Genomic DNA, 24,434 nt, shown 5'->3' with positions numbered 1-24,434 from the left:
ACAAATACTCCATGACAACTTTCCCGAGGCAACGGTTTGGCGATGCAAAATCCGTATTCAATTGTCATCGAGCTTCTCGGTTTTCCAAGACGACCGAGCGTCTTTAACGCTACTGAGCCGTCATTCGAAAAACGTGGGAACAACTGCCGCATCCAGGCGTCGTGTTCACTCCGGTGGCTAGATAGAGATACGCTGGCTTCCCATCAATCGCCAGCACTTGTGGGCGTTCCAGATGACCATCGAGTTTGCCGCGGAACGCAGTCCCTTTGCTCAATGACTTCTTACCGACGTAGTGCTCCAGGTCCTCAAAAGCACGAGTCGTCTTCGCAGCATCGAATTGAAATCCGTCGGCGGACTTCCAAAGCAGCCCGCCACCGCTAGAACCCTTGGATCGACCGAAGTCACGGCTGAGCATATAAACGGTGTCATCCACTGTGAACGCGTAGGCATCTTCGAGCTGCATACCAGCGGGCGTGACCTGGACCGGATGATGAGTGTAAGGCCCTTCTAATTTGTCCGAAACGGCGACCCCATAGGTGTACGTTCCCCGCTTTGCCTCCGGATTCTTCTTGACCACCGATTTATCGTACAAGAAGTACTTACCATTGAACTTCACCAACGATGGATTCGACACACCTAGTTGCGCCGTGTAATTCCAATCGTCGGATTGGGTGGACTTTCGCAGCATCGTTCCATCAGGTTCCGCCCCAGCTGCCGGTCGCCAATTATCGTTGAGATCATCAGCAACGTACATGACGATTCGTTGAGTCTTTAACTTTTCATTTTCATTTACGATAAAACAAAGGACATACAAACCGTCGATCTCTTTGATCGTTGGGTTGTGCGGCGAGTTGAAGGTCCCATCTTGGTCGGGAACGGCTACTCGCACAAACTCAAAAGGACCTTCCGGTTGTTCCCCGACATAATGCGAGATTTCGCAGTCTTTGTACCAGCCGCTGAAGTTAGGGCGGGTGTCGGTGGGCCACTGAGCGACGTAAAGATGCACTTTCCCATCGGGGCCCAGCACCGGCGAAGATCCCCAGACGTGCATGCCTTTGGCTTCGACCGCCTTCCCAACATATTCATATTGAAAATCTCCTGCCGTTGCCACGCTGCCAATGCTTGCGCTCAATACGCATGCCCAGCACCACGCCATCAACAGAGACAAAACTCTATCTTTGCAATTCATCATTACACCGTTCGGTAGAACTTCCCTAGTTGATTGAGCTGATCGGGATCGTCGCGATCGTATAGACACGTGATATCTTTAGCCCCGCCCGAGTACCAAGCGTATCGTTCGATGTAGGGCAATCGCTGAAGCACTGGCAGTGTTTGACGCATGAACCACAGGTTAGTTGCCGCGGTCATCTTCCGGTCTTTGCTGCCGAAATTAAGTCCACCGAATTCAGTGACCCAAATCGGTAAACGATATTGCTGATATACCTGTTGAAGCGAATTGAAAAACTGCTTCACACTTTGTGGGCCCTTGATGTTCGGATATCGATGCAAGGTGATGAAATCGATGCGGTACCGTTTTGCTGCGGCTTGCTGCATGAATGCGCTGAACCAATCCTTCCCACGACGGTTATCCGTCACGGCAGGACTTCCTAAACGCAGACCGGTGTCCATCAACTTCGGCCATAACTGAATCGCACGTTCGACGGTTGTGTTTCCCTGCGATTCACTGTCGGGCTCGTTAAAACCGAGCAAATGAGTGATCCCGTGCGTTTGCTTCAACGTCTCGATATGGGCGAATGCTTTATCGATCGCGTCTTGCTTTCCCTTGATCATCGGAACGAACTCAGCATCCAACTCGCCTGGCGTTGGCCGCCAATACCAGTTGTAGTACCAACCCGCGTTCGTGGTTTCGCAACGCGTGCCTTTCCCGCAGATCCCCTTTTTGGTTGCCGTACGCTTCGAAGGAGACGAATCATCTGCACGCAGATTCTCTCCTGCGAGCAAAGCACATCCAACGCCAGCGACGATGCGCGTATTCGCATCGCGACGTGAAAGCGGGTTGGATAGGTTCATGATCTACTCATTATTAGCCATTAGCACCGCACTAGCCGTTGGCATTGGCCAATGCATTGCACCACCAGTCAAGGTTGATCCGTGAATTGGTATGGATCGTCATGCAGACGCATTTGGTTGCGAAGCAACTTTTGCATCTCCGCAAGTTTCTCGGCATAAGCAGGGTCACCAGCGAGGTTTACCAATCGAGGGTTCAACTTATTGCCGACCAACGTCATGACAGCCGGATCGTGATGTTGCTCCAGTAACTCGCCAGGGTTCTCGGCCAAGTTGAACAACTGGGTTTCCCTTGCCCCGCTCTTGGCCGATTCGTAGCGAATCAGTTTCCAATCACCTTGCTTTACACAACGAATCCCCGGCTTGTCTCCTCCGCAATAGCCACCGTACAAGACGTCGCGGACTGTTTCTTTCTCACCCATCAAGACAGGCTTAAAGCTCTTTCCCTCACAAGTTTCCGGTGTTTCGATTCCTGTCAGATCGCAAAGAGTGGCGAGCACATCCAGCAAGTAGATGTTCCCCTCGACCCGCGATCCCGGTGCGATGCCTGGGCCTTTGACAATAAACGGAACCCGAAAAGTATGCTCGTATAGGTTTTGCTTACCCTGCAAGCCGTGGCGGCCAATCGCCATCCCATGGTCGGAGGTATAGAAGATATAGGTGTTCTCCAACTCGCCCATCGCGTCAAGCTTTTCCAACACGCGAGTGATCTGGATGTCGATGTTCTCGCTACATGCGTACTGACGACCGATCTCGTTACGAATCGTTTGCTTGTCACGATTTGTCCAGACACCACTAACGTTGATCTCATCTCGCACATTCATGTGCGAATTATCGAACGGATGCTTCGGTAGATAGTTACTCGGCAGTGGTGGCTGCTTTTCGTTGGCGGGTGGCAAGACCTTCTTGTCCTTATGGTTGACCGCGCCGTACTTGGCCAACAATTCCGGCTTGCCGTCACGAGTATCGTGTGGATGCGAGAATCCAAAATAGATCAGGAACGGATCCTGATCCTTTGCCGATTCACGATCCTGCAAGTACTGAAGGACTTGTTTGGAATGCCACGCGCTTCCCGTTTCGTCGGTGCCGCCTCGTTTGGTGGAGTCGTGAACGACGGTGAACTCCTTGTTGGCGGCAGCGTAGCTGTTACCGCGTTTGCAAGTCCGCATCGTGTCATAGCCAGCCGCATTAAATACCGCTGCCATCGATTGCTTGGCTAAATCGCTTGGCACATATTTCGGATCCGGAGCTTTCTTTTTCGAACGGCTGCCTGGAAGATGCCACATTGTTCGGCCGGTCATGATCATGTGGCGTGAAGCAGTGCAAACGGCACCGGCCCAAGATCCCATTTGGTGGGCGGCGTCAAACACCATCCCGTCCGCGGCAAGTGAATCCAAGGTCGGCGTCTGAAGCGTCGACTTCGGATTGTAGACCTGCAAGTCAAACGGCGACTGATCATCAGCCAAGATGAACAGAATATTCGGTCGATCCGGATTTGCCGCTGACACCATGGTGACGAACAGCATAGGCAGCACAAGGAACCAATATCTCATCAGGATTTCTTTTTGGGGGAAAGACGCCGGTTGGCGAGAGTAGTTTCACGAACCACTTCGGCAAGCACAGCATGATTGGGGAAGCTGATCAACGCTCTACATTGACCGTGAGGGGGCTAATCCGAAAAGCGTAGTGATACTTTTCTCTTTTGGCTCGGTACCGACCATTGTCTAGCGGTTCGGCCCCCCAGCTATCATTACCCCCCACACCCAGTTGGTGTGCGTCGATGTTGAAGAAAATATCCTTCGATCGCTCCATTTCAAACGAATACTTAGCCGACTCCATTTCAGCATCGGAATAGTACCGAGCACCCACACCGACCGGTTGCGCCAGCGTCTCGAAAAGCAATCCGTTGCTTTGGCTGTCCTTGAGCGACGCCCAGCGAACGCCAGTCTTATAGCCATTTTCCTGCGGCCGAGAATAATCGACCCACTGCTCATCAACCGTGCCCTCATACAAACCGACACGTTCATAATCACGGTCGACGTAGGTCTCGACAGGCCCACGACCGTACCAATTCATTTGATCTAATTGGCCATTAACAATCCACTTCATTCCAGTCCGGTGAGCAAAACGTTGCTTGCCAGTAATCGCCGAGTAGTCGTAGTCAACGGAAACATCGATTGCACCGTTTTCTGAAATGACATACTCGAAAGTGGCTCTGGCACCGATGGTCGGAAAATCAACTTTTGCTGTCACCGTTACCGACTTGTCTTGCGTTTGAATTTCAAACGACGTCACGGTTCGCTGGTCAGCCGCCGTACGCCACAAGTTGTTTTCCAACTTGCCGCCAAGCTTTCGCCCGCCTCGCATCGCACCATTGTCATTGTCGGTGTAGGGACGCCACAGATCAGGCGAACTTCCCAAGATCAGGCGTCGACCATCCAGCTCGTACGAAACAAGCGAGCCTGTTTTTTCATCAAAGGCAACTGTAAATCGGTCGCCGGTAACGACGTTACCTTGAACAACTAACTTGGTGTCGGGTTCCGCTCCCGGTGACGTTGGGGTGGTAGGCTGATAACGGCCCTTGATCAGGAACTGCTCGTGAGCAATCTCGTGTCCCGCTTTCATGAACGGTTGGTCATGCTTGGAAAAGAACAGCAGATTCAGCAGGTATTCAGAATCAGCATGATTGGTTTCCGGCAAATCCAAATGGACGACCTTTTCAGCTCTCGCGGGGATGTCAAGATCTTCGATCAGCCCGGATCCAATCACCTTTCCGTTTTCCAGAACTTGCCATTTTCCCGTGGCCACATCATTCATTTTGGTGAAGTCAAACCAACTACGAATCTTGACGGTGCCCTTGGATAAATCAACCGGCTCGGCTTGGATGCATTGGTGGACGTACTTGACCGCATGCAGGCCTGGATGCGGTTTCCAATTGGCGTCGATCAAACCGTTCATGCAGAAATTACGATCGTGATGATATTTCTGCTGGTGAAAACCACCGTAGGCAAAGAAGTTTTCCTTCACGGGGCCTTTGCCAACATTGCCCGCAAATTCGGCTGGCACCGGCTCGATCAATCCCTGGTCCATCCAATCCCAAACGAAACCACCGGCGTGCTTGTCGTCTTGATAGATATTGTTGTGCCAGTATTCCTTCAAATTACCGTTGGAATTGCCCATTGCATGGGTGTATTCACACAGGATGGCAGGCCGATGGTCGTTCGATTTCCACTTATGGTTGGCGTACATACGAGAGCAGAAATCACCAATCGACTTGTCGCCGCCTTCGTAATGGACTGGACGAGTTGGGTCAGCAACGTGCAACCACTCGTACGCTTTAACAAAGTTGGGGCCACTGCCAGCTTCATTGCCCAGTGACCAGACCACCACGGATGCGTGATTCTTATCGCGAGCAACCATGCGTTGCACCCGATTTAGAATAGCATCCGCCCACGCTGGATCATGAGCGAGCTTGTTCGTTGCATTGTTTTCGTAGTCGTGACTTTCAATATTGGCTTCGTCGACCACGTAGATGCCGTGTTCGTCGCACAGGTCGTACCACAACGGGGCGTTGGGATAATGGCATGTCCGAACTGCGTTGATATTGAATTGCTTGAACAAGGCAATGTCCCGCAGCATCGTCTCCCGCGAGACTACCTGGCCCGTTGCCGGATTGTGTTCATGTCGATTGACACCGCGGAACTTGATTGGGACGCCATTGAGGTAGTAGACCGAGTTCTTGATTTCGACTTCACGGAACCCCACGCGTTGCGGGACCACTTCCAACGTTTTGCCTGATGCGTCTTTAAGCGTCAACAAGGCCAAGTAGAGGTACGGGCTTTCCGCGTTCCACTTCTCTGGATTCGCTATTTCCTGTTCGGGATGCGACAGAACTTGTTTTCCATCCGCGTCATAGAGGTGGACTTCCACCGAACCTTGCCCCACGATTTCGGCGTCGACCTTTAAGATCGCGTTTTGGTATTGGTCGTCGAGTTCCGTCACGATACGTACATCGCGAATATGCGTTGAACTGCGAGACGTCAAATACACATCCCGAAAGATGCCACTCAGACGCCAAAAATCTTGGTCTTCCAAATAGGAACCGTCGCACCAGCGATAGACCTCCACGGCGACAAGATTCTTGCCGGGCTTCAAATGCTTGGTGATATTGAATTCCGCCGGCGTCCGACTGTCTTGGTTGTACCCTACCTTGACGCCGTTGACCCAAACATAAAACGCTGCCTTCACGCCATCAAAGGTCAGAAAGGTTTCGCGTCCATCCCAATCGCTTGCAACTTCGAACCAATGCCGATAGGAACCGACCGGATTGTCGTCATGCGGAATGTTCGGCGCGTCTTTGGGGAATGGATAGGTGCGATTGGTATACAGCGGTTTGCTGTAACCCTGCATCTCCCAGTTTGAGGGCACCGGAATCGTGTTCCACTGAGAATCATCGAATGCCGGCTGAAAGAACTTCTTGGGGCGTTCGGCCGGTTTCGCCACCCAATTGAATTTCCAATCGCCGTTAAGCAATTGAAACCATGGGGTTTGTGATCGATCGTAAGTTCGTGCGGACTCGGCATCCGGATAGGCATAAAAGGTAGTACGCGGCGCTTCGGCACCCGTTTGCAAAACACCGGGATTTTCCCAATCGAGCCTGGATGTTTCCGCCATCCCAAAATGGGTGCCACTCAATAGCAGCACGATGCCCAACAAGTATCGATTCACAGATCGCTATCCGATTAAAAGTAATAGTCGATGATGGCTTGGAGTGACTTTTGGGCCGCAATACCGTGGGATTCATCGTATTTTGGCAACCAAGCTTTGTACCAGCCTTCACCATAGTTGGGATTCTTTGCATTCCCTAGTCCTCGCGGGTAAACCAGCTTGGCTTGCTGCCGAAATTCCGCGTTGTTTTTCGGTATAACCGTCATGTAATGCTGCAATCGTTCTTGGATCCGCGGGGAAGGCTTCAGACCGGCTGCACGAATCGACCTAGCGAGCACCTGAGGATTGTTTGGCTGAATGCCCCAAAAATGAATCAGCGGAGTCAAGTCGGCACCGGCCGCCTTGGAGAGTTGCAAGATTCGTTCATCCGTCGGCGCCGAATTCTGGGGCACCCGATCCCCTGGCTTCCACCGTTCATGCTCGGAACGCCAGAATCGCCCCAACGCGTCCCAACCGAATAGATACGCGATTTCGACATACTTCCCGTAGCCCCGGTGTTGGTACTTAACCTCATCCCCAGGCTTATTAGAAATGTTCATCGGCTTGCCGTCACGAAAGTTTTCCGTGACCATCCACATGGCCGCCGCTTGATCCAGCGAGATTTGCTTCTTGCCGCCGACCGAATCACCAAAGGCGGTGTCCAAGTTGACGCCGAACTTGTTGTTCATGATAGCGACGTGAGGCAAGTTCACGAGCGCCTCGATCTCGCCGCGAAACTTAGAGATGCTTTGAGCGTGCCCGACTTCATGGAACACAGTCCAATCAGCGTACTGAGGCCCTTTTAACATCCAAGAATGCCTCGCCTTGCCGGCGTTGACCTGATGCGGGCTGAAGGCGTAATTCGACTGGGGGTATCCTGGGAAGTTCGCCGATCCCCGCATCGCGACGTCCGGCTGCAGGTAAAGCACCGTTTTGGATCGGACCAAAGGGTAGCCGAATAGTTCTGACACGCCGTCCATCGCTTTGTCCCAGTCTTGCATCAGCGTAACAGGGTCAGCGAGGTCACGAACCCAACTACTGGGAACCTGCATCATGAACTTGTCCGATTCAAAATCAGCCCAGGGCCCCGGTTGCTTGCGTTCAACACTACGCCACTGGGCCAAGGTTGTTTGGTCCATGCTTCGCGCCGAAAAGAAAGGCGAGCGAACGGCATTACGAATATGAACTTTCGCAACCCCCGCATTTGCCTCGTATGGCACCTCAATGTAGATACCGCCGCCCAGCGGGTTCGCTACTGGGGTGACTGCACTGGTGATTGGATAAACGAGAGAAATCCGATCCAGTCGTTGCATGCTCGGTTTCTTTTGCAAGTCCCACGAATGAGCACCTACGCGAACGTTGTATCCTTGGTTAACCATCGATGGTGGGACGGCGATCAACGCGATACTTCCCGGTGCTAAGTAACACCCTGTTGGACGTCGGGCTGGCGTGTCATGACCGCTGACCGGTGTGCCCCAAGTCGTCGGCTGAGACGCGTTGATCGACACGACATGGGTTGACTTTGGATTCGAAGGCGGTTCCACCGCACCAGGGAAATATGCCGAAGTTTGAAACTTCATGTCGGCAAGTTGCCGGTTAAAACGATTCAAGTTCTCGGGTGTGTATGCTTGGTCAATCAATGCTTGTTGAATATCAAAGATTGCATAATCCAGCTTCATGCCGTCCGAGCGTTTTCGCGGCATCCCCTTTTTCGTAGCCGCGTTCAGAAACAGCGGCCCCACTTCATTCTCGTATCGATGAACGGTTTCTAAAGCCAACGCGAGAGACTTGGGCGATTCGGTTATCTGATCCAAATTCTCCTGAATACGGACAGCCTGCTCCAGCAACTCTTCCGTAGGCTTCGCCGCGTCAGCAGAGCGAACCAAGAACAGGGCCAGAACCATCGCAGCCCACACATGAAAGAGGTTTGCAAACGAAGGCTTCGATGACCGAATCTGATAGATGTTGCGACACGATTTCCAACGCCGCATTGGTATGGGATGAAAGTGACCGGAAGGTTGGCTACACAACTCGGAGCTCGTGTTTCGCATCATTCAAACTCTACTTCAGGGTTAAGCATTTTCGACTGTGTTTGGTTTGGTGAAGCGTCCGAAACTCAACTAGCCATTCGGTAGCATTCCAACCTTAGGTAGCTTCCAAGCCGACGATTCCGTTCGACTAACGCATTCGCAGTGAGACTCGATACTTCGTCTACTACGCTCGATGTTCACTACGCTCGATGTCTACTACGCTCGGTCCCAATGTCGAATAGGCTCGAAGCACTTAGACCCGCATCACCTCTATCAAGTCTTGCGAAGCCACAAATCAACGCAACTTGTTGGCTCTCTTACCCCCCGTGTCTTTTCCGGCCAAAGACACTGTCGACTGCCGCGGCACGCGAGACTGGAATCTGCATGTTGACTCATTTTAATTGGGCAATTTGTGGCAATTCGACTCGCCGGTGAGATTCGCAACACCGCCACGATACACGCCGCCTACTGCTGACAACGGACGACGTATACCCACAAGCCGGTCTCGAACCCGATTCCCTTTTGATCAATCTAAATCAGGACGCGGTGAATCCAGTTGTTGCAAAAGGATGTCTTTGAGAGCAGAGACACGCTCTGGATAATCGGCAGCTAAATTATATTGTTCTTCGTTGTCGGTCCGAATGTTGTAGAGCTGAAACGCGTCTTGATCGCGATTCACCTCGACCAACTTCCACCCCTCTTTCGAAATCAGGGCGGATCGTCCCATGTGGTTGAAGCCGTTGTTGACGATCACATAGTCGTGTGTCGCATGTTGTGGTTCGGATAATAACGTGGGCAGATAAGAAATACTGTCTTTGCCCGCAGGCACGTCGACACCCGTGATATCAGCGAAGGTCGCCATGAAGTCGTAATGTGCGGCCAGAAGATCCGTTTCAGACCCCGCTTCGATTTTTCCTGGCCAACGAACGATCATGGGGCACTGCATCCCTCCTTGATATCCGGACCGTTTGATCCCGGCTCGACTACCCGCGCCGTCAAACACGTCGCCTCCGTTGGAAGTCCGCCACTTCTTGTCTGTAAGATTCGACTTTTCACCGTTGGCCAATTCCTTGTGGACCTTCGATTTCGGCCCATAGTACATTTCGTGCCCATTGTCGGACGTGAACGCAACCACCGTATTTTTGTCTAAGTCCAATGCCTTCAACTCGGCCATGATTAACCCCACATGATCGTCGAGCATCTTGACCATCGACGCATATTTCTTTTCGGCCAACGAAAGCCGGGTATCGTTCGCAAAGTCCGGATGCAGTTCTGGGATCGCAACTGGGCCGTGCGGCAATTGCGTGGGGTGATAGAGGAAGAACGGCTTCGATTGATGGGTGCGAATGAAATCCAAAACGCCTTCGATGAACACATTTTGTGAATAGGTCTCGCCACCGGCACCCACCGGTTCGTCGCCTCGTTCGTTCATCTTTCCGCAATACGGATCAGTATTGCCGGGCAAATCAAAACGCTCGCCATTCCGCCATAAATACGCTGGAAAAAATCCATGTGCACGTGTGTGGTCATAATAGCCCAAGTGGTGGTCCCAGCCAAAACGATCGACTCGTTCCGCCCACGTCGTGAACCCATGATCCAGCTTGCCAAATTGAGCGGTTTTGTAGCCCGCGATCTGGCCGATTTGTGCAAGAAAGACTTCTTGGTCGGTAATCGGCAGTGCAGACGACTTCAATCTCGCAAACCGCTTCTGATATTCCGCTTCAGAGATCCGTCCCAAGTCGCGTTGGATTGGAAGCCCCGAACCGGTGTGCTTCCAGCCGCCGATTCGGCCGTCGTGCATCCCGCTCAACAACGTCCACCGCGATGGCGCACAGAACACGCCACCGTAGTAGTTATTGAACTTCATTCCCTCAGCCGCCAACCGGTCAATGTTTGGCGTCTTAACGATTTCCTGACCATAACACCCCAACATCCCGATCCCGAGATCATCGGCAAAGATCAGAATGACGTTCGGCTGTCCCGAACTCCGCTTCGCCTCCGCACGTGCTGGCATCCCGGCGAAGACCATAAGTCCAGCGATCGCCAGAACGATTTGTTTGAAGGTGTTGATTAGCATCAGGATCCTATTTGGGATGGATGGAACGAGATTCACCGATTGGAACGGCAATCTCATACAATTGATCTTCGTACCGAACTGTGACCCCTTCACCATTGCGGTTGGTGAGTTTCGCGTTGGTTAGCTTGCCCTGCTTCCACTCCAAATCGACTTCATAACCGCCTCGCACACACAGCCCCGTTACAGCCCCATTTGGCCAAGCTTCTGGAAGTGCAGGCAACAAGACGACCTCACCGGATTGAGACTGGACAAGCATCTCGGCGATGCCAGCGGTTGCACCGAAGTTACCGTCAATTTGAAAAGGCGGGTGGGCGTCCAGCAAATTCGCATAGACACCTCCACCACTCAAACGACCATTTTCGCCTACGTTTACCGCCGACAGTAACTTCCGCAGCATCAAGTAAGCGTGGTCGCCGTCGAACAATCGTGCCCAGAAATTGATTTTCCATGCACGACTCCAGCCCGTACCCTCGTTCCCACGTGCTTCAAGGGTCACCTTGGCCGCGTCGAACAATTCGGGCGTTCCCAACTTTGTGAACTGACGGCCTGGATGCAAACCAAAGAGATGCGACACATGTCGGTGATTATCTTTGGGATCATCCCGGTCGGTTTCCCATTCTTGCAACTGTCCCCAGCGGCCGATTTTGGGCTGAATCAGTTTTTCACGCAGCGTGGCGAGCTCGTCACGAAAGTCCGAGTCGATCTGCAACGCGTCAGCAGCTTCGATCGTATTGGTGAACAGGTCATGAACGATTTGAACGTCGTAGCTGATCGCCTCCTCGTCCGGTCCGTGCTCGGGTGACCAACCGACCGGCGTCACAATCGTTCCGTCCGGCCGTTCGACCAAGATGTCCTGCCAAAACTCACTAACTTCCTTCAGCACCGGATAAGCAACCTCAGCCAGGTATTCTTTATCCTGCGTGAATGCATAGTGTTCCCAGAAGTGCAGGGCATACCATGCGCTGCCCGGCGGGTTCCACTTGTAGCTACTGCCACCGAAGATGCCGTTTTCCGTTCGAACGGTCCAGCCGCGGATTGCCGATCCGTATTCCTTTTTAGTGTGCTGACGACTGATAGGAATCTGGCTGGTCACATAGTCCATGAACGGAAGGTGCAGCTCACCAAGATTGGTTGGCTCAGCAGGCCAATAGTTCATTTGAAAATTGATATTGGAGTGATAGTCAGATCGCCATGGTGGCTTGTTGGAGTGATTCCACAAGCCTTGCAAATTGGCTGGCAATCCGCCTTCGCGAGAAGAACTGATCAACAGATAACGCCCGTATTGAGCAAACAATTCTTCAAAGTCAGGGTCGTTAGTTTGCTTGTTCGAGTAATCTTGCAAACGTTGGTCGGTCATCTTCGCCGCTAGCTTCGGGTCGGTTTTCCCAAGGTCAATTTGGAACCGGTGAAAGAGCGACTGATAATCCGCAACGTGATCTCGGAAGACATCCGATAGCGTCGCCGGAGTGACCGCGTCGACACGCTGGGAAACCTTGTTATGGGGATGCTCTCCTTGCCAACCTTGTTCGTGATCCGGCAGGTAGTTTGTGTCCGCCGCCAATACCAACGTCAGGCTATCGCAGCGATCAAACACGAGATGCGTCTCGGGTAGAGCAATCCCTTTCACATCTGGCACACCGGCTAGCGGTTGATCGTCTGCTGAAAGCGGTTGGGACTCAACCGAAACAGTTCCGCCGGTACAAAACACCCGCAATTGGGCTTCGTACTCAAGTCCGTTCTTACCGAGTCGGCCGGAGATGACCAGTCGATCATCCGATCCGGTGGTCTTCGCGTCATGCATATCCGTTAGCCAAATGCGACCGCTATGACTTCCCGGCTGATCAGCGGTCAGATGGTATACCAGCACTTGCGATGGATGACTCGCTATCGCCACCCGCTGATAGCGAACTTCATTGGATCGATAACTGACTCCCATCTTCGACTGATCGATATCTAGCCAACGCCGATAGTCGGTTGGATTGTTGTGTCCCATTTGAATGAAGACATCGCCGAAAGCTTGGTACCATCCGGTGCCGGCTTCGTTTCCCGTCCACAAGGTGTTGTGGTTGAACTGGATGCGTTCCGTTTTCGTGTCGCCGAAAAACATCCCTCCTAGCGAGCCGTTCCCAAGCGGTAACGCCTCCGTCATCCAGGTCTGGGCCGGCTTGTCGTACTGCAGTTGAGTGTTTGCGGGGTCGGCTTCCGCCGCGTTGACGCAATGCAATCCGAGCAACACCGACAAAGTGATCCAATTACAGAGCAGGTTTTTCATAGCATCAAAAACATTGATCGTGGGGATATCGGATGTTAAACACCCTTAGGCTACTTCGCGGCAGAACCGCCGGGCGACTTTAGAAAGTCGCTCGACCTGTTTTCCGATCGTACTTGATCAGACGCGTCTAGTTCAGGAGCGTTCGACTAACGGAGTGCAATTCACCTTTTGGGCGATTTAACAGTAACCGATCCCACAAACCTTGTGTTTTTAATTTTCCCCAACCCGTGCGGCGGGGATGGCGGCAGGGCAAAAACGGGGTGCGTGCTAGCACGCACCCAACCTAAACTTGGTGCGTGAAAGCACGGCACCCTACTTAATCTTGGTGGGCGCGAGCACGGCACCCTACTGAGGCTTGGGCGGTGGCCTATCGAGAAGGTGCGGCCGATCGGGGATCGTTTTGTGCTTGGGTGGAAAGACGCGACTGAGATCTTCGGATCTTACCGACCTGCTTTAGTGTGCGGACGTCTTCGGGGTGAATCGAACCGTCCGGTAGCGGGCCCGTGTTGAGCAACAAATTCGCGTTCAATTGACTCGCCTTTTCAAGCATTTCAATAACTTTCGCGGCCGACTTATGCTTGCCGTCATCCTTTTTGGTGTAGCCCCACCCGTGCGGTTGCAACGTATCGCAAAGCTCCAGTGGCACCGACGATTTCCCCTTCCAATGCCGCTCGGGTGCTTTGAAGTCTTCCGTACCCAACAAGCCTTGCTTATAAGACACGAGAGTTTGGGGCTGCAGCGAGTGGATGTGGTCATACAGTTCCTGGCTCCGGAACTGGCCCATTTTTTCCTTGCGTGACAATGGAACACCGATGCCGTCTAACCAGATACCGCCGATCGGACCGTAGTTGGTTAACAACTCCGTGACCTGGTTTTTCATAAATTCAACATACACTTGAAGGTCGTGCGTTGGACCTTCGACGTAGTGCTTTTCCGGCGGATTGTATTTTGGCCTCGCCGAACCGCCCCATCCCCAATTATTGGGCGCGTGCGGGTGACGCCAATCGCGACCGTGCGAGTAATAGAGATAGAACCCCAAACCTTTGGATTGACACTGTTCGGCTAGCTCACCGACCAGATCTCGTTTCGCAGGCGTGTTGGTGCTCTTGAAGTCCGTGTATTTGGAATCGAACAAACAAAAACTATCGTGGTGCCGCGTGGTGATATTGACGTACTTCATCCCACAATCAAGGGCCATGTCTGTGATGAAGTCAGCATCGAAGTTTTCGGCCGTGAAACGATCGGCCAATTTCGCGTATTCTTTCACACGAATTTTCTCTTTGATCTGCACCCACTCGCCCCGGCCGAGCAATGAGTAAAGACCGTAGTGAATGAACAGCCCGAATTCCGCTTGACGAAACCACTCAACAGCCGCCTTCCTTGGATCTTTTGGGTATTGGTCGCTCACGTCCTCAAGGTAAGACGGAACGTTGGGGACAGTGTCCGCATGCACCGAAGTACCTAAAGCAGCCAGGCTAGACGCCGTGACCCCAGCTTGGATGAATGAGCGACGATCGAACTTCATGGTTGTTAATTTCTCTCGGGTCATGAGATTGGTTTTAGCAAAAGGGGGCATTCAAAAACAAAGCCCCCACAACGCTTCCGTTGTGGGGGCCGTAAGGTGAAACTTATTCGTCAACCGAGCTTAAAGCTCTTCTTGAATAATTTCCTTCGAAGCGCGGGTTCCTAAGGAGCCCCATAGGCCGTAGGTGCTTCCCTCGCCCTTTCGGTTGGCTTCCACTTGTTGGTCACCAGACTCGATCGAGTCGGTGATGAACTTCACTGCACCGTCGCCCATTAATACATGAGCCCCGCCTTGATGGCGGCTTCCGACCGTGGAAAAGCCTTGTCCATTTTCGCCAGTCCCGGTAATGCAGCTTGGTCCGTTAGGAGGAAGGACGGTATGAATCGCTGCGTGCATCAAACGACCATCTGACCAGCGGAAGCCACGATCTTTGTAACCTCCGTTTAAGACGCTTTGGGTCGTTGGGTAGAACTGTGGACGTTCGGGGTCGGCAAGTGCCACACAACGGCTTGGTTTAAACAAAGTGTTGTAGTGAACACCAGAGGCGACGTCGGCATTGACTTCTTTGCTTCCGATGCTGGTTGCGATCTCGCCTGCTGCGATCGTATTGGAAAGACCATCAAGCACGTCACGAAATTTGGTTGTGTGCCGATTCCAGAACATCCCGCGATTGCTACCTCGCACCCAGGCAGGCACACCGCTCTTGTCACTAGTGGTACGACCCCAAAGTTGCTGCTCATTATTCCAAGCGGGCCATGGATCCGTCCCTTGCCAGTCGTAGTAACCAGTACGGTTTTTCCCGCCACTGTGCGACAAACGAGGGTTGTCACCGATGCAGGCCGCGTAATTGGTTCGCCCTAAAGCGGGGAGACCACGCCCGGGATCGCTTGGACAGCGAAATCCAGGAATGTCCGATGCCCAAGGCCCGAAATTAGCTTCCCACGACGAAGGACCCATCGGCTGATAACGATCGCCATCGGCATCAACTCCATTGGAAATCTGCTCCCATAGCGCCTGTTGCTCGACAAATGGCGTCAAACCGACAAGCCAACTGAGGGTGATGTTGTTGTTTTTGAGGTGATTGCTAACGCCTCTTGCATCGGTTCCGCCCATGTTCATGGGCAACTGGTTGTACGCCGAATGATAGTTGTGCATCGCCAAGCCGATCTGCTTGAAGTTGTTACTGCAACTCATTCGCCGAGCAGCCTCTCGAGCGGCTTGGACAGCCGGTAACAGCAATCCGACGAGTACCCCAATGATTGCAATCACAACGAGTAACTCGACCAATGTGAATCCACTTGGCTTTAAACTTGCACGTTTTGCGGACGTCATTCTCATCACTTACCTCGATTCAATAGTACTGGAAATTTTTTTATAATTCGGTCAGCGAGATCGCTCCGAAACATGGACCAATGCCCACACTCGACACGCACTACCTGCCCGCGTTCATCGCCTTTTCTTCAGCGGTGGGTGCAACAGTCTCATCCTGCTCCGCCATTCGTTCATACTCTTCGGCAATGGCTGCCGATTGTGCTGCCAGTTCGTCTTTGTCTTGGCCGTCCATGACATTGATAGGTTCATTCGAGCTACAGCCCACCAACAGAGTGCCAGGGGCGAAAAGAACGAGAGAAATGAGCAGGCGGCAGAAAGGCTTCATGTCAGACTTTTCCTTGGCGAATGGGCTTTTCGCCGGAGTTGAAAGATTTCAGTAAGGGGGAAGATCGTGTCTTCTATTGGGTTTAACAACCGAAAACCGGACTTCTAAACAGACAACTGAAAAAAACTCATCTCTTTTTGATAAGACGCGCATAAAAGCCTGCACCGGGACCAAGCGATGCCCCCCCGCCGCAAGCCTCGCTCCCCCAGTTGGGCATGCGTGGATATCACACAGCATGCCCCTTTCAAGACATCGCTACTGATCCAACGATGCCACTTCGACGACGTCCATAACCTGAACTTCGATCGAATCGGGCAATGCGTCGATTTCTTCCTGGGGAAATTGGCCGGCCTCGACGATAACGCGGCGAAGACTACGGCTGTCGGCCAGAGGGGTGAGGTCGGCTACCAAAGTTTGACGCAAGTCCAACTCCAGCAAACTCAAATCGTCCAGGTGAGTGAGGTCACTGAACGAGGTGCCTCGCAGATCAAGCTTCTTCGGATTGAGCGTGTACAACAAGTTCACCCGAACCCCCGGCGGCCATTCCGGCGAGAGTGTACGGATCAGTGATTTCAACCCTTCGCCAATAAGACGGACACCTTCCGTGTCCGAATCGTAGAACAATCTTTCTTGTCGCCACCTTGGATTGTTAATGCGTGTCCAACGACGAACGATTTGAACACGATCTTCAATCGACCTTGGGTACTCGCGGTCATAAATCATCATCATCTCGGCTAGCGGTGCGCGATAACGCTTGGAGCGACAGAGGTCGCCAATCAATGAGATGAAGTCTTCAGTATGCAAGTAACCGTCCGCGTTACCCAACGATTCATATTTACGCGCGATGTCTGCGAGATCCGGCTCAACCAGCTTCTGTTCATTGAGCAAACTGGTTGCTGCTGAGAAATCTTGAATCAAGAAGTGCATCCAAAACTTCTTATGCCACACCCGCGAATTTGCAGGCGGCGTATTGGCCAAGATCGCGTTGAGATGGTCCATCGACAATTGCACCGTTTTGGAAAACGTGTCATGACTCATCAACGGCAAACTGGTCAAGTTGTCCGACATCGCAACGGCTGACAACACTTGGTTGCGAAGGCGTTCCTCCGACTTGTTTTTTTCGATAACATACTTGGCTAACGCGTCTTCGGCCAACAAGCGATCTCGCTCTGCATCACCCCTCGCGTTGTGGGCAATCGTTCTTTCATTGTCCGCTTTCACCCAGGCTTTTTCGGCGTCGAGTTGAGAAGCCAATGCAGCACGCCGTTCGGCATTAAGACGCACGACAAAGAACGATGCGAATAAAGCGAGGATTGCGAACGCGCCGAGCGTTACCGCACAAATTTCCCGGTGACGGCGATAGAACAGAACCGCTTCGCGGATCACACTGGTTTGTTCAACCGATGCGCTATAGCCAGCCAAGTAGCGCGTAATGTCCTCGCGCATCTGGTTGGCATTCTTGTAACGATTCGCAGGATCTACCTGCGTCGCCTTGTCGATCACCGCGGCAAGTGCCGCATCCGTTTCCAGTGGTGTATCGCGATTGGCGTCGTAGGTATCGAGAGTCACGATCTCGCAAAGCAAGCAACCCAACGCGTAGATGTCCATCTGCGGAGTCTTCCGCGTTTGTCGCTCTTGCTGTTCCGGCGACATGTAGATGGGGGTTCCCTTCACGGCATCCAGCAATGGCCCATACAAATCGGGATCCAGCAACACCTCGGAATCATGCAAGGGTTCATCACTGGGCACAACAACGCCGAGCCCCCAGTCGCAAACCTGCGTCTCGCCAAATTCGCCAACCTGAATATTCTCCGGCTTAATATCCAGATGCAGCACTCGGCGTGAATGGGCGTACGCAATCGCTTCGCATACTCGCAAGAAGATCGCCAGACGCTCACGCAATGGAAACTGGTCGGACTCTTCGCCATTTCGAAGAGTGTTCAGAATCTCTCGCAGCGATCGCCCACGCTTGAATTCCATCGTGAAGAACGGACGCCCTTCATCGTCCACATCCATGTCGAACAGATCGATGATGCACGGGTGCTCGAGTCGGGCCGTTAGATGAGCCTCACGCAAAAACGCGTCGTACTGATCGTGCGAATACTGCGCTAACGGTTTTGCCAAAGCCACTTGCCGCACAGTCCGCGCGTCGAAGACTCGATAAACCTCTTTCATCCCGCCTCGGCCGATCAACTCGGGATCCTGGTACCGAGTCGTGATCCGCAACACAGAATTGTAAAGCGGGCATAAGTCATCGATCGACGAAGTATCGCCATACTCCGCCGGCGTTATCTCAGCGGACTCTTCGTACAGATCACTGACCATCGGATCGAGCCGACGCAACGATTCATCGAGCACGTTGCCGCTCGAATTAGGCAACTCGTCGGAGTCAAATCTGCCACTCGCGTGTGACTGGCTATCCGAATCCACACCATCATCGGAGTCGTAAAAGGCTTCCGTACTCATGGGCGAGGATCCGGAAACTCGAGCTGCTCTCGGAGAAGCTTTACTTCTTGGGACAGTCGTTTCTTCACACGATTCTTCAGCACATAAACACTCTGGACGCTCATTCCCAAGCTCTTGCTAATATCCTCGGACGACTCCCCTTCAGTGCTGCGCAGAAAAACCTCGACAGCGTTTCCTGAAAAGACTTGGTTCATACGCTCCAGTGCTAAACGCACCACGTGACGCTGCCACTCTGCCTCGACCCGCTCTTCCAAATCCGCCGAGCCATGGGGGATCTCATCGGCTTCTTGCAAGTTTGTGCCACCGACTCGGTCGGCGCGTTCCCGTTTTCGGTAGTCGTTGATCGCGACATTACGAATCAACTGCGTAAGCCAGGTGCGAAATCGAGCATGCTCCGCATCACGGCGATAGTTTTGCAATTCCTGCCAAAGCCGAGAGAGCACTTGTTGGCAAACATCATCGACGTCCGAATGGGATGTCCCCATGCTGATCAAAATTCGCCGAATGAACGGTTCGTAATACTGCAACAACTCATCCCAATCGGGATGGTCGCTACCGGACTGAGCCCGCTGCAGCAAAGAGATCCGGGTCGGCAGATTTTTCGATGGATTCATATGGCCAGACCAGCAACTCCTCTAGGGATCAACCGTTCAAGATGGGTTTAGATAGCGGCCACGAGTATGACTTGCGGCAAACACAGATTCAACATTCTACGTCATCAGCTACCCCGGCAGGTCAACGCTGCCGATTTCCTCGTAAGGTCGTGACGGTTGTAGGGCTGCAGCCTCACTAATGACGCCACGTTCAGCAGACCCGAATCGTTGTTGGAATTCGATTTCGGATCGAATTCCGTACCCTACGCCGATAGTTCGCAGGTGGCTTTGGAGCGGCGCAGCGACCGCGATGTCGCTGACGAACCGTGCCAGATGACTGAAATTCGCCGGGCCCCCAGACGTCGTGAATCGGCGAATACCGAAGCTCTCAGCCCCCCACTTTTCAGACCGGCACGTCCCTCAAAAACGCAAGCTTGGTCCGGTTGACAATTCGTTGCATTCTGCGGGATGCTAATAGCATGTCTACACGCCGACGCGCCCGCGAAATTGTCCTGCAACTTCTTTACGAAGCCGATCTGAATGATTGGCGGGATGTGGACGCGCGAAGCCGGTTCATCCGGTCGCGATTACAAGGCCGCAAGCTGCTCTCGACGTTTGCTGCGGATCTGCTGGAAGGCACTCTGAAACAGCGAGACGCGATCGACGTTGAATTGAAAAAGCTGTCAACGAACTGGGCTTTGACCCGAATGCCAGTGACCGACCGCAATGTCCTGCGGCTTGGGGCCTACGAAATCCTCTTCGCCGAAACGCCCGGCCAAGTTGCGATCAGCGAAGCCCTGACGCTGGCCCGTCGATATGGCGGCGAAAACAGCCCCAGGTTCATTAACGGTGTTCTGGACCGCTTGTTTAAGAAAGCGACCGGCAAACTCAAACCGTCCGGCGACGCGCCCGCCGAGGCAAATGACCAAACGAGTGGCCAGCCAACTTCCTAGACCAGGCTTCTTGCTTGAAATGGGAAGACGGACCTTTGTTCAGGATTCTGTAGTGCTAGCACCGGGATCCCCCGCTTCCCCGAACAGGCGAACCCTGGGAACGAGAACGGTCTCCCATCAGTGAAACGCCGTGTCGGACCCGCAAACGCGCTACGCTATTTCAACAGCCTACGCTCGAACCGCGATTTTGCTCGGCGATTGCTTCCCCACCCCTGTTGACGTGACTCATGTCGACACAATGCGATTGAGATAGAAATGCGTCAATCGGATTCCATGCGAGCGGCGTTTGCCGAAGTCTTGCGAATCGCACTCCCGTTGATGGTCAGCACGGGCATGTTCTCGGTCGTGCTGTTCATCGACCGTACGCTTTTGCTATGGCACGAACCAACACAAATGGGCGCGGCAATGGCGGCCGGCAATTTGTTTTGGGTCACCATTTGTGTCTTCGTGGGAATGGTCTCGATGACCGGCGCGATTGCCAGCCAATACGTGGGTGCGAACCAACGCAGTCGAATCGGCCGGTTGCTCTGGCAGTCGATCTGGTTTTCGCTAGCAACGATTCCTCTATTCGCCGGCCTCGGCTACTTCGCTGAATCGCTGTTCGAGGCGACGGGGCAAGCACCAAGTTTGGTTCCCATGGAAGCGGTGTATTACCGGATCCTGTTATGGGGCGGCGCCGGCGAGGTCATGCAGACCGCGTTGTCCGGCTTCTTTTCAGGAACGCATCGCACGCGAACGATCGCCGTCGTCAGTGTCATCTCGGGACTGGTTAACCTGGTCTTGGACCTCGTCCTGATCTTTGGAATCGATCCGGCTTGGCTAGGCGTCGCGGCGGCTGATGGTGAGCGTTGGCTCGAATTGGGAATCACCGGTGCGGCTATCGCTAGTGTGATTTCGTTTTGGTTCAAAGCGTTCTGCTACGGCGGGCTGCTTATGGGACCGAACTTCCGAAAGACCTATGGCATGATCACGGGCATGTGCTGGGACCTGCGTATGATGAAGCGACTGGTCTTTTACGGATTCCCTACCGGCTTGATGTACGCGACCGAGGCCGGAGCGTTTTCGGTAATCGTATTGATGATCGGCCGACTCGGTGACGTGCCGCTTCAGGCAACAACGATGGCAATCAACTTCAATATGATTGCGTTCATTCCATTGGTCGGAATGTCGATCGCCGCATCGGTTTTGGTGGGACAACACCTCGTTCGCAGCGGACCGGAGTTTGCCGTTCGCCGAGTCTGGGCCGCTTTGATTATTTCGTGGGTCTACGCAAGTGCTTGGGCGGTTACGTACTGGTTCGGTGCCGACATCCTGATTTCGCTATACGAGCTAAACCCAACGCTCGAGGACGCATCCGACGCCGCCCGCTCGCTACGTATTGCCGAGGGATTGCTGGGGTTCGTGGCGATCTACGTTGTCTTGGACGCGACTCAATTGATCCTAGCCGGTGCACTGCGTGGTGCCGGGGATAGCTGGTTCGTTCTGGTCACCGGGCTAACGGTCTCGATTACATTTCTAGCAATCGGAGTTGCTCTCGAACCCGAATGGACCCGCAACACACCCTCGGCTTTCCGAGCACTGCAATGGTGGTGGTGGATCCTAACAGGATGGGTGATCGCACTGGGTCTAGCAATGACAGCCCGCTACGTCCAAGGCTCCTGGAAAAGAATGCGAATGGTTTGATTAGCAACTAGCAACTAGCAACTAGCAACTAGCAACTAGCAACTAGCTAACGGCTAATCCAAAAAAAAGCCGGCTCGATAACGAGCCGGCTTTTATTTTGTCACTTCGCTTAGTCGAGGAACCCGACAAGGTCCTGGCTGCGGCTTGGCTGCTGCAACTTGCGGACTGCCTTGGCTTCGATTTGACGAATACGTTCGCGGGTCACCTTAAAGATGTGGCCGACTTCTTCCAGCGTGTAGCTGTAACCATCACCTAGACCGTAACGCAGCTTGATGATTTCACGCTCACGATAGGACAGTGACTTCAGCACACCCGTGATTCGCTGACGCAGCATCTCTTGGGTCGCACCGATTTGTGGGCTTTCAGCGGTTCCATCGGGAAGCAAGTCACCAAACTGACTGTCTTCGCTGTTACCAACGGGCCGGTCCAACGAGATTGGGAAGCGGCTCATCGTCAGAACGCGTCGAGCTTCTTCAATGGTCACGTCAGCACGTCGAGCGGTTTCTTCGATCGAAGGTTCCCGGCCGAGTTCTTGCAACAAAGTCCGAGCGACGTTCCGCACGCGGCTCATCGTTTCGACCATGTGAACTGGAATCCGAATCGTACGGCTTTGATCGGCAACGGCACGAGTGATCGCTTGGCGAATCCACCAAGTAGCGTAAGTACAGAACTTAAAGCCACGACGGTATTCGAACTTGTCGACCGCTCGCATCAAGCCGGCGTTGCCCTCTTGGATCAAGTCCAAGAACGACAGACCACGGTTACGATACTTCTTGGCGATCGAGACGACCAAACGCAGGTTACCTTCGGACAGCTCTCGCTTGGCTTGCTGGTACTCGCTGTAAACACGACCAAGCATCCGAACGCGATTGCGAAGCGACGTGGGTGTCTCTTGGCAAGCGGTCAAGATCTGGCGACGTTCGTGCAACAGTTGCTCACGAACTTCACGACCATGCTTGGTGCGTTTTTGGTTGCGGATCAGTTGATCGATTTCGTCGAGTCGGACGGAGAACTTTTCCAACAGACCGATTCGGGTTTCAATGCGTTGGGTACGCAGCCCCAATTCCTCGATCAATCGAACCGCACGACGACGACGACGAGCGAGTGCTCGCCAAGCTTCAGCGCGACGACGAGCTGGAGTGCTCTTGCTCATCGCGACCTTCCAGTCGTGACGGTTTCGGCTTAGCAAGGTTTGCAGCGTACGCAGGTTGTGAGGAAGACGCCCGACAATCTGCTCTTTCTCCAATCGGTCGGTCACGCTGACCTGAACGGTTCGGTCGAATGGCAGTTGGCCGCGGTAAACCTTCTTGAGCGTTTTGTACGCTTCCACCAAGACGTAGTGGTTTTCGAGCAACTTGGTACGGAAGCGACGGCGAGTTTCTTCGATTCGCTTAGCCAGCTCGATCTCTTCACGACGTGTCAGCAACGGGATCTCACCCATTTGCGTCAGGTACATGCGGACCGGGTCATCGGACCAAGTATCGGATTCATCGATCGCGATCAGCTCATCTGGGCTTTCCAGTTGAACTTGGCCTTCACCGACATCAGGCACACTGCCGCCGTTGTCGTCATCATTGTCGTCGACCGGCAACTTGCGAAAGCCACCTGTCACAACGTCTGCATTTTGTGCTGAAACGTCGTCGAAATCATCCATCATCGGATCGAACAAAGTATTAACTCCTTCAGAAAATCGTATGTCTTATTTGGGTCAACGAACGTCGCATCCAAGTTGTCGCCGGGCCGGGCAAAGGCAAGTTCCAGCTGGGCGAAGGTGCGAGGGTCGTTTCGTTTGGCGATGTGATTGGCAGTTGCTTTGGGAAGCCGTGAGCGAACGTCACGTCAGACCGAAAGTAGAAAAGTCAGTTGAGTCGAAGCGGTAGGGGTCCGAGTGTAATTGCGAAAAATCGCAAAACGAGTCCAGTTGTCGTTTCAATTAAGTCTCGGCTCTACGGGCGGGGTCATCACTCAGTAAGGTTGGCATTGCCATCCTACGTAGCTGGCCACACCTTTGGATCGCCAACGCAATTGGGCAGTACCCAAAATCTTCATGTACAGTCAACTTACCACCCGTAAAGTGCCATTTCGGATTCCATTTCAAATTGGAAAAACTTTCCAATTAGCGAAAACTTCCCGCCAAAATGAGTTGATTCATTTAGCGAAAAGATGCCGGCGGTGGAGCGACGGACCCACATCCATTATTGATGCGTGTCAAAAGCGTCCCCCCGACGCTGGTCAGCCATCCTGGCGGCAACTGAGGAACCACAAACCGGGTGGTGTGCGCGAACCCAAATCCATTGGGCTGCGAAGACGAACAACAGTTCGTTATAGGGGTGTCGCGAGTCATCTAGAGATGTCCGGTTAGTTTGTCCATCGCGGATGACTCTCAGGCGATCTTTATTAGGCGATCAGCCGAAGGGTAAATTGGCGGTGAAGGTACCTGACG

15 protein-coding genes are annotated in these 24,434 nt (G+C 53.2%); 2 read left to right on the top strand and 13 right to left on the bottom strand.

Annotated features, from left to right (window positions below; genetic code table 11):
* Window positions 1-109: 109 nt before the first annotated feature.
* From ACR3ZL_RS11030 to ACR3ZL_RS10975, 12 genes are all read right to left on the bottom strand, one after another.
* A complete protein-coding gene (locus ACR3ZL_RS11030; RefSeq protein WP_486173454.1) occupies window positions 110-1,192 on the bottom strand; it encodes a glycoside hydrolase family protein in 1,083 nt (360 codons plus the stop codon).
* A complete protein-coding gene (locus ACR3ZL_RS11025) occupies window positions 1,192-2,031 on the bottom strand; it encodes a glycosyl hydrolase (RefSeq protein WP_473653110.1) in 840 nt (279 codons plus the stop codon). Before ACR3ZL_RS11025 ends, ACR3ZL_RS11030 begins: the two co-directional genes overlap by 1 nt.
* Before the next feature lie 68 nt (window positions 2,032-2,099).
* The gene (locus tag ACR3ZL_RS11020) at window positions 2,100-3,581 is read right to left on the bottom strand and encodes a sulfatase family protein (protein ID WP_473653111.1); all 1,482 of its coding nucleotides are present in this window, start codon (window positions 3,579-3,581) and stop codon (window positions 2,100-2,102) included.
* A gap of 88 nt (window positions 3,582-3,669) precedes the next feature.
* Window positions 3,670-6,756: a glycoside hydrolase family 2 TIM barrel-domain containing protein gene (locus tag ACR3ZL_RS11015; RefSeq protein WP_473653112.1), complete on the bottom strand. Its 3,087-nt coding sequence runs from the start codon at window positions 6,754-6,756 to the stop codon at window positions 3,670-3,672.
* A gap of 14 nt (window positions 6,757-6,770) precedes the next feature.
* Window positions 6,771-8,789 (bottom strand): M60 family metallopeptidase, encoded by a 2,019-nt coding sequence (locus tag ACR3ZL_RS11010; RefSeq protein ID WP_473653113.1) that lies wholly within the window; start codon window positions 8,787-8,789, stop codon window positions 6,771-6,773.
* A 502-nt stretch (window positions 8,790-9,291) separates the two neighbouring features.
* Window positions 9,292-10,794, bottom strand: a complete 1,503-nt coding sequence (locus ACR3ZL_RS11005; protein WP_473653578.1) for an arylsulfatase — start codon at window positions 10,792-10,794, stop codon at window positions 9,292-9,294.
* 55 nt (window positions 10,795-10,849) lie between these two features.
* Window positions 10,850-13,114, bottom strand: coding sequence for a glycoside hydrolase family 95 protein (locus ACR3ZL_RS11000; protein ID WP_473653114.1), 2,265 nt, complete (start codon window positions 13,112-13,114; stop codon window positions 10,850-10,852).
* Window positions 13,115-13,481: 367 nt separating this feature from the next.
* Window positions 13,482-14,663 carry an alpha-L-fucosidase gene (locus ACR3ZL_RS10995; RefSeq protein ID WP_473653115.1) on the bottom strand — a complete coding sequence of 394 codons (1,182 nt, stop codon included), beginning with the start codon at window positions 14,661-14,663 and terminating at the stop codon, window positions 13,482-13,484.
* Between the two features lie 96 nt (window positions 14,664-14,759).
* Window positions 14,760-15,971, bottom strand: coding sequence for a DUF1559 family PulG-like putative transporter (locus tag ACR3ZL_RS10990; RefSeq protein WP_473653579.1), 1,212 nt, complete (start codon window positions 15,969-15,971; stop codon window positions 14,760-14,762).
* Window positions 15,972-16,071: 100 nt separating this feature from the next.
* Complete coding sequence (locus ACR3ZL_RS10985) at window positions 16,072-16,296, bottom strand: hypothetical protein (protein WP_473653116.1); 225 nt, start codon at window positions 16,294-16,296, stop codon at window positions 16,072-16,074.
* A gap of 255 nt (window positions 16,297-16,551) precedes the next feature.
* Window positions 16,552-18,762 carry a serine/threonine-protein kinase gene (locus ACR3ZL_RS10980; RefSeq protein WP_473653117.1) on the bottom strand — a complete coding sequence of 737 codons (2,211 nt, stop codon included), beginning with the start codon at window positions 18,760-18,762 and terminating at the stop codon, window positions 16,552-16,554.
* Window positions 18,759-19,376: an RNA polymerase sigma factor gene (locus ACR3ZL_RS10975; protein WP_473653118.1), complete on the bottom strand. Its 618-nt coding sequence runs from the start codon at window positions 19,374-19,376 to the stop codon at window positions 18,759-18,761. Before ACR3ZL_RS10975 ends, ACR3ZL_RS10980 begins: the two co-directional genes overlap by 4 nt.
* 458 nt (window positions 19,377-19,834) lie before the next feature.
* Between ACR3ZL_RS10975 and nusB the strand changes: the two genes are divergently transcribed.
* A complete protein-coding gene (nusB, locus tag ACR3ZL_RS10970) occupies window positions 19,835-20,308 on the top strand; it encodes a transcription antitermination factor NusB (RefSeq protein WP_473653119.1) in 474 nt (157 codons plus the stop codon).
* A 273-nt stretch (window positions 20,309-20,581) separates the two neighbouring features.
* Window positions 20,582-21,991: an MATE family efflux transporter gene (locus tag ACR3ZL_RS10965; RefSeq protein WP_473653580.1), complete on the top strand. Its 1,410-nt coding sequence runs from the start codon at window positions 20,582-20,584 to the stop codon at window positions 21,989-21,991.
* A gap of 109 nt (window positions 21,992-22,100) precedes the next feature.
* Here ACR3ZL_RS10965 and ACR3ZL_RS10960 read toward each other — a convergent pair whose 3' ends face one another.
* On the bottom strand, window positions 22,101-23,660 hold the full coding sequence (locus ACR3ZL_RS10960; RefSeq protein WP_473653120.1) for a sigma-70 family RNA polymerase sigma factor: 1,560 nt from the start codon (window positions 23,658-23,660) through the stop codon (window positions 22,101-22,103).
* Window positions 23,661-24,434: the final 774 nt, after the last annotated feature.

Source organism: Rhodopirellula sp. J20-39, from assembly GCF_057365095.1.
The sequence above is the reverse complement of the archived record's forward strand: the minus strand, read 5'-3'. Positions and strand labels throughout refer to the sequence as shown.